This window comes from Rhizobium sp. SVR5-9E, assembly GCF_056755095.1.
Window position 1 is genome coordinate 1 of the sequence record NZ_JBNDHS010000004.1, and the last position, 13,860, is coordinate 13,860.

The following is a 13,860-nucleotide window of genomic DNA, read 5'->3' on the forward strand; positions in this document are numbered from 1 at the left end:
GTTGGCGTTGAACAGGATCAACGGATGCATATTGCCGTCTCCGGCATGAAAGACGTTTGCGACTCGCAGGCCATAGTGATCGACAATTTCCGAAGTCTTCTTCAGAACATAGGAAAGCTGGCTGAGCGGCACCGTGCCGTCCATGCAGATATAGTCCGCGACCCTGCCCGTGGCGCCGAAGGCGGATTTGCGGCCCTTCCAGATCTGCGCTGCCTCGGTCGCCGACTGGCACTCGCGAACGGTCTTGACGCCATGCCGGCGGGCGATCTCGACGATGCTTTTCAAGGTCTCGTCCATCTCGGCTTCCGAGCCTTCGACCTCGACGATCAGCAGCGCGCCGACATCAAGCGGATAACCGGCGTGAGCAAACGCCTCGCATATCTCGATCGCCGGCTTATCCATGAACTCGATGGCGACCGGGATAATGCCTGCCGCGATGATATCGGCGACGCAGGAACCGGCCTCCTCGGAACTTTCGAAGCCGAAAAGCACCGGCCGGGCGCCCTCGGGCTTGGCGATCAGCCGCACTGTCGCCTCGGTGACGATGCCAAGCTGGCCTTCATGGCCGCAGACGAGACCCAACAGGTCGTAGCCTGCCGCGTCCAGCGCCTTGCCGCCGAGCTCGATCACGGTTCCGTCCGTCAGCACCATCTTCACGCCGAGCAAATTGTTGGTGGTGACGCCGTACTTCAGGCAGTGCGCGCCGCCGGAATTCATGCCGATATTGCCGCCGATCGTGCAGGCCAGCTGCGAGCTTGGATCGGGCGCATAGAAAAAACCGTCCGCGGCAACGGCTTCGGAGATGTTGAGGTTCGTGACACCCGCCTGGACGACGGCCGCACGGTTCGGAAAATCGATGTCCAGAATGCGGTTCATCTTCGACAGGCCGAGAACAACCGCGTCTTCCTGCGGGATCGCGCCGCCGGAGAGCGAGGTGCCTGCGCCACGCGGCACCACCGGGATGCCGTAGCGGTGGCAATACTTCATCACAGCCGCGACGTCGGCCGTGCTGCGCGGCAACGCAACGGCAAGGGGAAGACGGCGATAGGCGATGAAAGCGTCGGTCTCGAACGGCACCAGTTCGCGCGGTTCGTGGACGAGACATTCCGGCGGCAGCAGGTCGGCGAGATCGCCGATGATCTGGCTGCGGCGGGCCAGCACATCGGCGCGCGGCGCGAGAAACGAGATGGCGTCAGACATGGCGCGTTTCCTCCCAAAAATGGCGGCGAGACCAGCGCGTCCTCCACGACAACCGGCCCTTACCGGCTTAGCACTTTCCCGAAACCGGCGCAAATGCTAAGCATTTATGCAAAAAGGGGCAAAAGTAAAAAACCAATATGACCAATCTGGGCGATCTCGAAATATTTGCCAAGGTCGTTTCGGCCGGCAGCATGTCGCTTGCCGGGCGTATGCTGGGTTTTTCTCCGGCAGTCATCTCGAAGCGCATCAAGCGGCTGGAGGACAGGCTCGGCACACGTCTCCTGCAACGCACGACGCGGCAGATTTCGTTGACCGAGGCTGGCCAGGGCTTTTACGATCGCGTCCTTGGCATTCTCGCCGGCCTGGAAGAAGCAGAGCATTATATTTCGGGAAGCTCGGCGCAGATGCACGGCACTCTGAAGATTTCGGTTCCGACCTCGTTCGGCCGCATGCATGTCGCGCCGCACCTTAAAGCGTTCATGGACGCGCATCCGGAGCTTGCGATCAATCTCGTACTCACGGACGAATTAAGCGATATCGTTGGCGGCGGCTTCGATCTGGCGATCCGCATCGCGGAGCTGACCGATTCCAGCCTCGTCGCCAGAAAGCTCGCGAAAGTCCGGCGACTGCTTTGCGCCGCGCCGTCCTATATCGAAGTGCATGGGATGCCGAAGAGCATCGAGGATCTGAAGAGCCACCGCTGCCTGCCGGCGCACAACAACGATATCTGGCGTCTCGAAGGGCCGGAGGGCGCGATGAGCCTGCGGCCGGAGGGCATGCTCGTGACCAATTCCAGCGAGGTAATTCGCGAGACAGTTATCGCAGGGCTCGGCATTGCACTGCGCTCCACCTGGGATATCGGCGAAGAACTCAAGAGCGGCAAGCTCGTCCAGGTGCTGCCCGCCTATGAGGGCTCGCGCAACCTGGCACTCTCGGCAGTGTATCCCAGCCGGCAGTTCCTGCCCGCCAAGGTGCGCCTCTTCATCGACTATCTGGCTGAGCTCTACGGTCCGATTCCGTACTGGGAACTTTAGCGCGCAAGCGCGAGATAGGCGCTTGCCACCATCTGGTCGATATCCCTCGGCACCGGCACGACGCAGGCTTCTGGTCCGACGCCGCCTTTGGCGACACGCTCGAGGCAGCGCGCCTGCAAGGTGAAGCCGAGGTCCATCGACTCGACCGAATTGCCGAGCGGCCGCGGACCGGCGAGGTTCGCCATATGGCCGCCGCCGAGGATATGAAATGAACGGCCGTCCTTCAGATGCAGCGTTTCGATGAAGTCAGCTTCATAACGGTCGATCCGAACGAGATCAGGATGCGCGCGGAACGCTGCAACATCGATCTCCAGCGGAAAATGGCCGCCGTTCATGAGAATGGCGCCGTCCTTGATGAGCGGGAGGTCGGCAGCCGTGATGATATTCGGAAAGCCGGTGACCGTGACGAGCACATCGGCCGAGCGGATCGCATCTTCCCTGAGCGGTGTCACGAAACCGTCGAGATGGGCCTCCAGCGTCGTAACCGAATCCAGATCCACCACGCTGACGGTCGAGAAGGCGTTGCGGAAGCAGGCAGCAGTGCCCTTGCCGCACGCGCCGTAACCGAAAACGGTGACGCGCTTGCCGTTCGTCGACCGGTTGGTGAAGCGCATGTAGCTCTCGAACAGGCTCTGCCCGACGGCGTGCCTGTTTTCCGCAAACTGCTTGATTGGGCTGTCGTTGATGACGAGGATTGGCATGTTCAACCGCTCGCGCATCGGCAGCAGCCGGGTGCGGCCGGATGTCGTTTCCTCGGTTCCACCGCGCAGGTTCGGGTAGGCCCTTTCCGCGGCGATGGCGAAAAGGTCGCCACCGTTGTCGAGCAGCAGGTCCGGCCTTTCACCGACGACCGCCTCGAGGCTGTCATGATGCGCGACCGGGTCGGTGGTCTGCGTGGCGAAGACCTTGATGCCTTGGGAGCGCAGGTATTCGACGGTCGAAGGCTGCGTGCTGTTCAGGTTGCCGGTGCATATGAGGTTCGCGCCGCCGGCACGAAGCGTCATCAGCAATGCCACGGTCTTCGGCTCCAGATGGATACCGGTGCCGATCGACAGACCTTCGAAGGGCCGCGTCTCGGCAAATTCCGTGGCCGTCGCCTTAAGCAGCCGGCAGCTGCTGCCGATCCAATCGATGCGGGTTGCCGTCTTTTCCATCGCGCGCTCCCTGGAGTTTTCGTAAGTCATAGCGACGGCGCGGCCGGCAATCCATGGAGATAAATTTGACGTTAGGGCAGAAAAACTACCCTATTGTTTGAGGCCGCCGGAGCGAAGCAGCCACTCGCGAAGGGCCTGGAAAGATGGTCTCTCCGCATCGGTGATCCTGCAGCAGAATCTGTAGCCCGATGGCCTCCTGACAAATCCGAAGGGAGCGACGAGGACATTTCGTGCGAGATCATCTTCGATCGAAGCGCGCGGCGCGAGCACGATGCCAAGGCCCGAACGGGCCGCACTGAGCGCCAGCAGCATATCCTCGTATTCCTGCCGGCGGGCGAACGTGACCGGCGGCGTGCCGCTTTCTACAAACCACTCGTCCCACAGCCTCGGCACGCTGCGACTGACGAGTACCGCCGCCTCCGCCATACGTGCCGGGCTTTCCGAAACACCGGCGGCCAGCGCCGGCGTGGCGACGGGGCCAAATTCGTCCTCCATGAACTTGACGGCCGTAACGCCCGCCGAAGGCCGGTATTCTCCGCCCATGATGACGGCGTCGAGCTCTGGATGGAGCAAGAGCGGTTCGGCGACGTTCATCGGCACGATGTCGATCTCATCAGGCCCAAGCGCGTTCTGCAAGTCACCGGCACGCGGCATCAACCACCATATTCCGAAAGCAGACGGTACGCCGATGCGTATCTTGCGCCGTGGTCCGCCCTCAAGCTCTGCGGTAGCCCGCTGCAAGATCGAGAGTGCCGCGCCGGCGGCCTCTGCAAGCGCCCGCCCCTTTGCAGTCGGGACGAGCCGCCGCCCCTCGCGCAAGAACAGCTTCTCGCCGAAATAGTTCTCCAGCGTCGTGATCTGCTGACGCACCGCGCCGCGCACGACCCCGAGTTCTTCGCTGGCCTGCAAAACGCTTCCCTGGCGGCAAACGGCTTCGAAGGCGCGGATCGCGTTGAGAGGAGGCAGGCGCATGATTCCAATTCCCTAAATAAATTCGTGGAGCAATTGATCGCGCCATTGAACGTGACACAAGCCGAGAGCATATTGAACAGGTGTGCATAGTCGCAATCAGAACACGATCTGGCGGAGTTCGAAGCAGAGCGGCAGCGAATCCATAGCAAATGTTGGCTGTGCACTTTCGAGCGGTGCAAGTTTTCCATGCAGCGCTTATATTAGTGGTTCGTAATTATGATTCTGGAGACAAACTTTAGAAGGTGGCCCGCGAATTGACGCTTCTTTCCCGACTGGCTTCTGACGTGCAACTGATGTTTCGGCGCCCGCCGCGACTGCAATATGGTGCGCTCTGTTACCGGGTGAAGAAGAAGACCAATGCGGTTGAGGTTCTGGTGATGACGAGCCGTGATACCGGCCGCTGGGTCATCCCCAAGGGCTGGCCGATGAACGGCAAGTGTTCGCACGAAGTTGCCGCCCGGGAAGCCTATGAGGAAGCAGGCGTTCGCGGCAAGATAGAGAACGAACCGCTCGGCTCCTACACTTATCCGAAGGCTCTGAAGGACGGACTGAAAGTGATCTGCAAGGTTCAGGTCCATGTTCTCGAAGTCTCCGAGATCGTCAAGAATTTCAAGGAAAAGGGCGAGCGCAAAGCGGAGTGGGTTTCCTGCGACGAAGCGGCGGCGCGCGTCAATGAGCCGGAGCTTCGGAAGCTCTTTCTGCTCTTCAAGCGCAGAATAACCGAGAAACTGCAGGCAGACTCGCCGAAGCAAATTCCGGCAGCATGATTCCTGCCATCTTGCGCAACTAGGATTAACGGCGCTAAGCAGGCGCCAGTCCTAGGAAAAGCATGCCCGATCGAATCCCCGTCCTGACCAAACGAACGCTTGATAAGGACCTCGACAAATTCACCCACGTCGAGGACGCGGCGAAGTTTGTCTCTCGAAAGCTGGTCGGACCCGGCCTCGGCCTGATCTTCCTCGGACTGGCGATGCTGTTTGCGGGCGTCTACGTCTTCGAGCGTCCGAGCGCGGTTCTCATCATCGCCGCCACCGCACTCGCGGCATACATGGCCATGAACATCGGCGCGAACGATGTGACGAACAACGTCGGCGCCGCTGTCGGCGCGCGCGCCATAACGATGACGCAGGCACTTGTCATCGCGGCCATCTTCGAAGTTCTCGGTGCGACGATTGCCGGCGGAGCGGTGGTCCGGACGATCTCGTCCAGCATTGTGGATGCGGTGCACGTGCCCGGAGGACTACTCGCGTGGATCATGATGGCGGCGTTGATGGCGGCTGCGCTCTGGATCAACCTCGCGACCTGGCTGAACGCGCCGGTTTCGACCACGCACGCGATCGTCGGCGCCGTGATCGGAGCCGGAATTGCCGCCGTCGGACCGGACCCCGTCAACTGGCGGGTCATGCTTGAGATTACGTCAAGCTGGGTGACGTCGCCACTGATCGGCGGCGCGATCGCAGGCAGCCTGCTCTTTTTCATCAAGACATTCATCATTTATCAAGACGATAAGATCGCTGCAGCGCGGCGCTGGGTTCCGGTGCTGATTGCCATGATGGCGGGCGGCTTTACAGCCTACATGGTCTTGCAGCTGGCGCCGTCGCGGCGGTTTTCGTCACTGACGATTCTGGCGTTGGGGCTGCTGGCGGGCCTCGTCGCCTGGCTGGCGGCGAAGCCGATCGTCGCTCGGCAATCAAGAGATCTCGAAAACCGCAACAGCTCACTTCGGATCCTGTTCAAATTTCCGCTGATCGGCTCGGCGGCCCTGTTGTCCTTCGCCCATGGCGCAAACGATGTCTCGAACGCCGTCGGACCGCTTTCAGCCATTGTGCATTCGTCAACGGCGCTGGCAACCGGGACCGCGCCGCCGCTCTGGGTGATGCTGATCGGCGCGTTCGGCATTTCCGTCGGCCTGCTTCTCTTCGGTCCGCGCCTCATTCGGCTCGTCGGTGACCAGATCACCAAGCTCAACCCGATGCGCGCCTATTGCGTTGCGCTGTCGACAGCCTTCACGGTTATCGTCGCATCCTGGCTCGGCCTGCCCGTCAGCACGACGCACATCGCGGTGGGTTCGGTCTTCGGCGTCGGTTTCTTCCGCGAATGGTACACCCGCAATTCCAGGCGCCGCGTCAAATTCATGCGCCGCAAGGCAGAAACCTGGGCAATCGACGAGCCGGAAGATCCGAACGTACATGAGAGACGCCGCCGCTATCTGGTGCGACGCTCGCACTTCATGACCATTGTTGCCGCCTGGATCATCACCGTGCCGGCGTCCGCTGCGCTTGCGGCGATGGTTTATTTGGTTATGTTCGCCCTCTTCGTTTGACCGGGGTCTTTTGAGATGCGCGCCAATTTCCGCATGCAGCGGCTTTTCGTCGATGCTTCCTTGTCGATGGGCGCTGCCATCGAGGCCAATCCCGACCAGTTCAACTATCTCGCCAATGTCCTGCGCATGACTGATGGCGCCGAGATCCTGGTCTTCAACGGCCGCGACGGAGAATGGAAGGCGAGGCTTTCCTTTCCGAGCCGCAAGCGCATTCAGTTGACCCCGACCGAAGAGACGCGGCCGCAGCCGGCGCCGTCCGATCTGCACTATCTTTTTGCGCCGCTGAAGGTCGGCCGCTTGGACTATCTGGTGCAGAAGGCGGTCGAAATGGGCGCAGGTCTGCTGCAGCCGGTGATGACTCAGCATGTCCAGGGCAAAATCACCAACCTCGACAAGCTGAGGGCCAATGTGGTCGAAGCGGCCGAGCAGTGCGGCATCCTCGGCATTCCTGATGTCGCAGAACCGATGAAGCTTTTCGATCTGCTGGAAGCTTGGCCGCAAGACCGGCGGCTCATCTATTGCGACGAGGGGGACGCCGGGCAAAATCCGCTGCCGCTGCTCTCCAAGATCGAAGAAAGGAGACTTGCTCTTCTCGTGGGGCCGGAAGGCGGTTTTTCGGAAGAGGAGCGCGCGCGGCTGCGGAGCCTCGATTTCGTCACGGCAATACCTCTTGGGCCGCGAATTTTGCGTGCCGACACTGCTGCGGTAGCGGCCATGGCCGTGATCCAGGCGGCGATCGGCGACTGGAATTAACCTTCCAATCAGCCTCCAGCGAAATAACCCGCTATTTTTTTGATGCGTCGTTGAAAGAATTTCACTTGTAACATACCTGAGAGCGGCGCTAATCACCCTTCCAATTGTCCCGGCCCGCCGGGCGTTCCCCAGTATACAGGTTACACTGAATGGCTCGCGATACTACCGACCAGACGCCCATCTCTTCGGTTCAGGAGCTGACCGCCTATATGGCTGCGGGGAGCAAGCCGAAGGACAGCTTCCGCATCGGCACCGAGCACGAGAAATTCGCCTTTTTCCGTGCCGACAACAGCCCCGTTCCCTATTTCGGCGAAGCCAGCATTTCAGCCCTTCTGAAGGCCCTTCAGACAAAGAATGGCTGGGATCCGATCATGGATGGGGACAATATCATCGGGCTCGCCGACCAGCACGGCATGGGTGCGATCTCAATCGAGCCGGGCGGCCAGTTCGAGCTATCGGGCGCGCCGGTGGAAACCATCCATGAGACCTGCCGGGAATCCAATTCGCACCTGGCGACGGTACGCGAAATTGCCGAGCCGATGGGCATTGGCTTCCTCGGCATCGGCGGCAGCCCGAAATGGACGCTGGCCGAGACGCCGCGCATGCCGAAATCCCGCTACGACATCATGACCCGTTACATGCCGAAGGTCGGAACCAAGGGTCTCGACATGATGTACCGCACCTGCACGATCCAGGTGAACCTCGACTTTTCCTCGGAAGCCGACATGCAGAAGAAGATGCGCGTGTCGATGAAGCTTCAGTCGCTGGCAACGGCGCTCTTTGCCTCCTCGCCCTTTACCGAAGGCAAACCAAATGGCCTGCTTTCCTGGCGTGGCGACATCTGGCGCGACACCGACAACCGTCGCTCCGGGCTTCTCGACTTCACCTTCCGCGACGACTTCGGCTTCCATCACTATATGGAATGGGCACTTGATGTGCCGATGTATTTCATCGTCCGCGACGGCCGCTATCATGACTGTACGCATGTCACGTTCCGCCAGTTCATGAACGGTGCGCTGAAGGGCGAGATTGCCGCCTGGGAGCCGACGATGGGCGACTGGACGAACCATCTTTCGACGCTCTTCCCGGATGTACGCCTGAAACGCTTCCTCGAGATGCGTGGTGCCGACGGTGGCCCATGGCGCCGCATCTGCGCCCTGCCCGCCTTCTGGGTCGGCCTGCTCTACGACGATGCCGCACTTGATGCCGCCGACCAACTCACGAAGGATTGGACATTCGCCGAAGTCAACGCGCTTCGGGAGGCTGTTCCGGCGGCCGGCCTGAACGCCACGTTCCGCGGCCATGCCCTCTACGAAGTCGCCCGTGAGGTCATCGGGATTTCCAAGGCCGGTCTCAAGGCGCGCAACCGCTTGAACAAGGAAGGCCAGGACGAGAGCATCTTCCTATCGCCGCTGGACGAGGTGATGGCGAAAAAGGCGACGCTCGCCGAGGACCTGCTGGCGCTCTATCACGGCCGCTGGAACGGCTCAGTCGAGCCGGTCTTCGCGGAATATCAGTATTAGGGCCAGGACCTACTAAATTCATTTGCGCAGTCCATTTTCCGTTTATAGTGGTGAATCATAAGCACTGCTCATGGGGGAAGGACTGTCATGCTGCCACTCTTCGACATGATGATGCAGGCGCAGAATGGCGCGGCGATGGAGGCTGTTTCCAAGCAGTTCAATCTTGCCCAAGAGCAGGCGGCCAAGGCGATGGCGGCGCTGACGCCCGCCTTTTCCGCCGGCCTGAAGCGTACCACCGGCAATCCGTACGACTTCATGGCCCTGATGCAGGCGGTCGCTTCCGGCAACTACGCCAAATATTTCGAGGATATGAGCAAGGCCTTCACGCCGCAGGGCATCTCGGACGGCAACAATATCCTCGGCCAGCTTTTCGGCTCGAAAGAGGTGTCCCGCGCCGTTGCCGCGCAGGCCGCGCAGATGACCGGCATCGGCCAGGAAATCTACAAACAGATGCTACCGGTGATGGCCGACACGCTGATGGGCGGAATCTTCAAGCAAACGACCGGACAGATGGCCCAGACCGCCAATCCTTTCGCCAATACGCCGATGGGCGAAATGATCCAGAACTGGTTGGAAAGTACAGGCTTCGCGCCGAAGCCGAAAGCCGCAGCCGAGCCAAACATCTTCGACAATCCGTTCATGCAGGCGATGCAGATGATGTTCAGCACGCCGAAGCCGCAACCCAAGGAGACCAAGGAGCCTTCCGTCAATCCCTTCTTTGACAATCCCTTCGCCAAGGCCTTTCAGGAAATGATGACGGGCCTCGCGCAGCCGGCGGCGCAAAAGCCACCGGAACCTGCCAAGAAGGCGCTGGAAGCTCCGAAGGAAGAAGCGAAGGAGCAAGCGGAAAGCTATCTGAACATGCTCAATACCATGTTCGACAGCGGGCTCGAGGTGCAGAAGGGTTACCAGAAAAGCATGGAAGCGATCTTCGAGACCTACATGCCAAAACGCACGCCTCCCTCTCCGAGCCCATAAAAAAACCCGGAGACGGCTGGGAGAGCCGGTCACCGGGTTAGGCGGCAGGGCTATTGGTTATCACCCTGCGGGGAAAACAGTCCGCTCCTAATCTGCATAGGAGCGGAATATCGCGAGACGCCAGCGGCGGCGCGCCGAGTTCGTCAGATGTGCCGACGGGTCCTCGAAGAAGGTCGACGTTACCATTGCCGCGGTGATATCGGCCCGCGTCAGGCCGATATCCCGTAATTGATAATCGTCGAGGTCGCTCAAGCCATTGATCGCTCTGCGGTTGCGGAATGCGCGAAAGAGAGCTGCCAGCGGCACAAGGGCTCCGCCGAAACGCTGGGAAAACGTCACGGGCTGCTTGGCACAGTCGAGTTCTACTGTCTGATCAATCATGCGCATCGAACTCTCCTTTCTTTCGGGCGCAACAACCCACCCCTCCCGCGAGGTCGAGCGGAAAGAGAAAGGCTGAACCTTTGAAGGACAGGCAAGGTGTCTGTTCTTCACTATGTTTGATTTGCATCTAGAAGATGCCAAACGGCTATTGATCAGTCCAACGAATGTTTCTAATGATTATTATCAGAGATCGTTATAGGTGAGCCCATGTCCGCGCCCCTCGATATTGACCAGTTGCAGACCTTCATCGCCATCGTCGATTCCGGCAGCTTCACCAAGGCCGCCGATCGCGTCTACAAGACGCAATCCGCCGTCTCCATGCAGATGCGGCGTCTGGAAGAGCGGATCGGCAAGCAGCTCTTCATCAAGGACGGCCGTGGCAACCGGCTGACGGTCGAGGGCGAGAAGCTTTTGAATTACGCCCGCCGGATCATCCGCCTGAACAACGAGGCGATCGCCGCCTTCGACGACAATCGTCTCGAGGGAACGCTGCGCATTGGCACGCCGGATGACTACGCCGACCGCTACATGCCGGAAATCATCGGCCGTTTCGCCAAGACCCATCCAAATGTCGAGCTCTACATCGTCTGCGAGCCTTCGCCCGATCTGGCCGAACGGATGCACAAGGGCGAGCTCGATATCGCGTTGGTGACGCATAACCCGCGCGAGCGGATGTCGGATGTTGTCAGAACCGAGCCGCTCTGCTGGGTCGGCTCCGCCAACCACCCCATCCGCGACGACGCGCCGGTGCCGCTTGCCGTGGGCCGCCGCGATTGCCAGTGGCGGCAGCTTGCCTGCTCGGCGCTGGATGCGGTCGGCCGCGAGTACCAGATCCTGTTCACGAGCTGGTCGTGTACCGTGGTTGCCTCTGCCGTGCTCGCCGGCATGGCCGTTTCGGTGATGCCAGAATCGGCCTTGCGGACCGGCATGAAGGTGCTGAGCCAGGCTGACGGCTTTCCTGCCCTGCCACCGGTTCAGATCGGCATCATGAAGCGTCCGGGCGTATCGCTCTCGCTGATGAATGCGATTACGGCGCATATCACCGCCTGCCTCGACAACATCACGCCCGCGGTGGTTGACGACCATCTGGATGCGGATGGGAAGTCGGCCTACGCACGGCAGTATCCGCGCCTGAGGGCCGCCAATATGGTGCCAAGCTGGTAAGCGTCAGGCCGCCGTCGCGAACAGCGAAGCGCGGATGACGCGCTTCCATTCGGCCAGCATCCGTTGCGCCAGTTGCTCTTCGCTGTTGACCGCGAGGCGGACCGATGCGCCGATCAGGTGGCTGAAAAGATAGGTGCGAGCCCGCATGTCGGTTTCAGGTATCTCGGGTGCGATGCGCTTTATCGCATCATGGAAGATTTCGGCCACGCGATTGCTGTGTTCGATGTTGAGCCGCAGAAGGTCCTGGTCGGTTTCCGTTCCCATCCAGACGCCAAGATAGGTGGCGTCATTGCGGTATTCGCAATAATACCAGTCGATCATGGCCGAGATCAGCTCCAGTGCCTCATCGAAAGATTTGACATCGGCGAACATGCCAGCGGTCTTCGCCTGGACGGCGGTCGCATGGCGGTCGAAAAGGGCTTTGACGATCGCGGCCTTTTCCGGGAAGTACTGGTAGACCGAGCCGATCGGCACCTTGGCAGCGGCAGCCAGCTCCGTCATGCGCATGGCGCTGACGCCCTTTCTGGCGATCAGGTCTGCGGCGGCGGCAAGTATCAGATCAAGTCTTTGGATGCTGCGTTCCTGCTTCGGCTTCCGGCGAAGGCCGATGCGATCCTTACCCTGCTCGCTCATATCGCTCCCATGTATTATCTTTGGCGCACGTGCCTCAGACCGGCGCATTCCGAGCGATATGGCATGCACGTCTTCATGCGGCGTAAATGGAAACGCTCGCATTTTAACGGACTCGAGAAGCCCAAGGAAATCGGGGCTATAAGCCCCAATTTTGGTTTTCAAAACTGTGGATCAGCTACTCTGCTGCCGCCGGCTGCGCACTGATCGAATCGATCTTGTAGCCATGCTGCTTTTCGAGAGCGGCACGAACTCCGGCCTCGTAATCGGCATGCACGAGCTTGAAATGTGCGAGCTGGCGCTCGACGATTTCACCCGGTACGCCGCCCATCGCAGCCGCGATGTTGGAGAAGAGGCGGGCCTTCTGGCCGGCATCGAACAGATTGAAGAGCGCACGCGGCTGGATGTAATCGTCGTTGCCTTCACGATGATTGTAGCGGGACGCGTCACCCGTAATCCTGAGCGGCGGCTCGGCGACGGTCGGCACTTCGACCGGCGAACCAGCGACCGAGTTCGGCTCGTAGTAAGCGTCCGGATTGCCCGACGTGATACCTCCGAAGAAGTTCATCGCGCCGTCCTTGACGTAGTTGTGAACCGGGCACTTCGGCGCGTTGACCGGCAGCGCCTCATAGTGAGTACCGAGCCGGTAGCGGTGCGCGTCGGCATAGGCAAAGAGACGGCCCTGCAGCACGCGGTCCGGCGAGTAGCCGACGCCGGGAACCTTATTGGACGGTGAGAAAGCCGCCTGCTCGATCTCGGCGAAGTAGTTTTCAGCATTACGGTTCAGCTCGAAATAACCGACGTCGATGCAGGGATACATCGAATGCGGCCAGACCTTGGTCAGGTCGAAGGGGTCGAAGGGACATTTGTCGGCTTCGAGTTCGGGCATGATCTGCAGCTGGACGGTCCAACGCGGGAACTCACCCCTCTCGATGCCGCCGAAAAGCGCTTCCTGATAGCCCTCGCGAGTCTTGCCGATCAGAGTTTCGGCTTCCTCGTTGGTGAAGAACTTGTGGCCCTGCTGGGTCTTGAAGTGGAACTTCACCCAATAACGCTCGCCTCTGTCATTCCACAGCGAGTAGGTGTGCGAGCCATAGCCGTTCATGTGCATCGGATCGATCGGCAGGCCGCGATCCGACATCAGGATGGTGACCTGGTGTAGCGATTCCGGCGACAGCGACCACCAATCCCACATGGCGGTTGCCGAGCGCAGGTTGGTCTTCGGATGACGCTTCTGGGTGTGGATGAAGTCGGCGAACTTCATCGGGTCGCGGATGAAGAAGACCGGCGTGTTGTTGCCAACCAGGTCCCAGTTGCCTTCCTCCGTGTAGAACTTCAGGGAGAAGCCGCGAACGTCGCGTTCATGGTCGGCCGCACCGAGTTCGCCGGCAACCGTCGAGAAGCGGGCCAGCATCGGCGTGACCTTACCCTTCTGCAATGCCTTGGCGATCGTGTACTTGGAGAGGTCCTCGGTAATATGCAGCTCACCGTAGGCACCCCAGCCCTTGGCGTGGACGATGCGTTCCGGAATGCGTTCGCGGTTGTGATGGGCGATCTTTTCCATCAGCTGGTAGTCTTCGAGCAGGATGGGGCCGCGGGGGCCGGCCGTCAGCGAATACTGGTTCGAGGGAACCGGGGCGCCGGCCGTTGTCGTCAAGCGTGGGCGATCGGACATGAAATTCTCCATTGAAATAGGTTCTTGAACACTCATTGGGTTCCAGCGGCTTTGTTCTCCCATTGACCATTGA

13 protein-coding genes are annotated in these 13,860 nt (G+C 60.4%); 7 read left to right on the forward strand and 6 right to left on the reverse strand.

Annotated elements, in window-relative coordinates; all coding sequences use genetic code 11:
- The coding region (locus ACPYOJ_RS03450) for an FAD-binding protein (RefSeq protein WP_481415004.1) at positions 1-1,200 on the reverse strand (1,200 nt) is incomplete at its 3' end.
- Between the two features lie 137 nt (positions 1,201-1,337).
- Between ACPYOJ_RS03450 and ACPYOJ_RS03455 the strand changes: the two genes are divergently transcribed.
- On the forward strand, positions 1,338-2,234 hold the full coding sequence (locus tag ACPYOJ_RS03455; protein ID WP_481415005.1) for a LysR family transcriptional regulator: 897 nt from the start codon (positions 1,338-1,340) through the stop codon (positions 2,232-2,234).
- Here the strand turns inward: ACPYOJ_RS03455 and ACPYOJ_RS03460 are convergent.
- A complete protein-coding gene (locus ACPYOJ_RS03460; RefSeq protein WP_481415006.1) occupies positions 2,231-3,388 on the reverse strand; it encodes an adenosylhomocysteinase in 1,158 nt (385 codons plus the stop codon). The genes ACPYOJ_RS03455 and ACPYOJ_RS03460 overlap by 4 nt on opposite strands.
- 90 nt (positions 3,389-3,478) lie before the next feature.
- A complete protein-coding gene (locus ACPYOJ_RS03465; RefSeq protein ID WP_481415007.1) occupies positions 3,479-4,360 on the reverse strand; it encodes a LysR substrate-binding domain-containing protein in 882 nt (293 codons plus the stop codon).
- A gap of 254 nt (positions 4,361-4,614) precedes the next feature.
- Between ACPYOJ_RS03465 and ACPYOJ_RS03470 the strand changes: the two genes are divergently transcribed.
- The 5 genes from ACPYOJ_RS03470 (at position 4,615) to ACPYOJ_RS03490 (ending at position 9,937) form a co-directional block, all read left to right on the forward strand.
- On the forward strand, positions 4,615-5,127 hold the full coding sequence (locus tag ACPYOJ_RS03470) for an NUDIX hydrolase (protein WP_481415008.1): 513 nt from the start codon (positions 4,615-4,617) through the stop codon (positions 5,125-5,127).
- Positions 5,128-5,189: 62 nt separating this feature from the next.
- A complete protein-coding gene (locus ACPYOJ_RS03475; RefSeq protein WP_481415009.1) occupies positions 5,190-6,683 on the forward strand; it encodes an inorganic phosphate transporter in 1,494 nt (497 codons plus the stop codon).
- 15 nt (positions 6,684-6,698) lie between these two features.
- Entirely contained in the window at positions 6,699-7,436 is a 738-nt protein-coding gene (locus ACPYOJ_RS03480) for a 16S rRNA (uracil(1498)-N(3))-methyltransferase (RefSeq protein WP_481415010.1), read from the forward strand.
- Positions 7,437-7,585: 149 nt separating this feature from the next.
- Positions 7,586-8,959, forward strand: coding sequence for a glutamate--cysteine ligase (locus ACPYOJ_RS03485; protein ID WP_481415011.1), 1,374 nt, complete (start codon positions 7,586-7,588; stop codon positions 8,957-8,959).
- A gap of 87 nt (positions 8,960-9,046) precedes the next feature.
- The gene (locus tag ACPYOJ_RS03490; protein WP_481415012.1) at positions 9,047-9,937 is read left to right on the forward strand and encodes a DUF937 domain-containing protein; all 891 of its coding nucleotides are present in this window, start codon (positions 9,047-9,049) and stop codon (positions 9,935-9,937) included.
- Between the two features lie 87 nt (positions 9,938-10,024).
- Here the strand turns inward: ACPYOJ_RS03490 and ACPYOJ_RS03495 are convergent, their stop codons facing one another.
- Positions 10,025-10,324: a DUF1127 domain-containing protein gene (locus ACPYOJ_RS03495; protein ID WP_481415013.1), complete on the reverse strand. Its 300-nt coding sequence runs from the start codon at positions 10,322-10,324 to the stop codon at positions 10,025-10,027.
- Positions 10,325-10,525: 201 nt separating this feature from the next.
- On the opposite strand from ACPYOJ_RS03495, the gene ACPYOJ_RS03500 reads away from it, so the two are divergent.
- Positions 10,526-11,482 (forward strand): LysR substrate-binding domain-containing protein, encoded by a 957-nt coding sequence (locus tag ACPYOJ_RS03500; protein ID WP_168828496.1) that lies wholly within the window; start codon positions 10,526-10,528, stop codon positions 11,480-11,482.
- A gap of 3 nt (positions 11,483-11,485) precedes the next feature.
- Here the strand turns inward: ACPYOJ_RS03500 and ACPYOJ_RS03505 are convergent, their stop codons facing one another.
- Both ACPYOJ_RS03505 and ACPYOJ_RS03510 read right to left on the reverse strand, forming a co-directional pair.
- Positions 11,486-12,115 carry a TetR family transcriptional regulator gene (locus ACPYOJ_RS03505; protein ID WP_481415014.1) on the reverse strand — a complete coding sequence of 210 codons (630 nt, stop codon included), beginning with the start codon at positions 12,113-12,115 and terminating at the stop codon, positions 11,486-11,488.
- 175 nt (positions 12,116-12,290) lie between these two features.
- Positions 12,291-13,787 carry a catalase gene (locus ACPYOJ_RS03510; protein WP_481415015.1) on the reverse strand — a complete coding sequence of 499 codons (1,497 nt, stop codon included), beginning with the start codon at positions 13,785-13,787 and terminating at the stop codon, positions 12,291-12,293.
- Positions 13,788-13,860 lie beyond the last annotated feature (73 nt).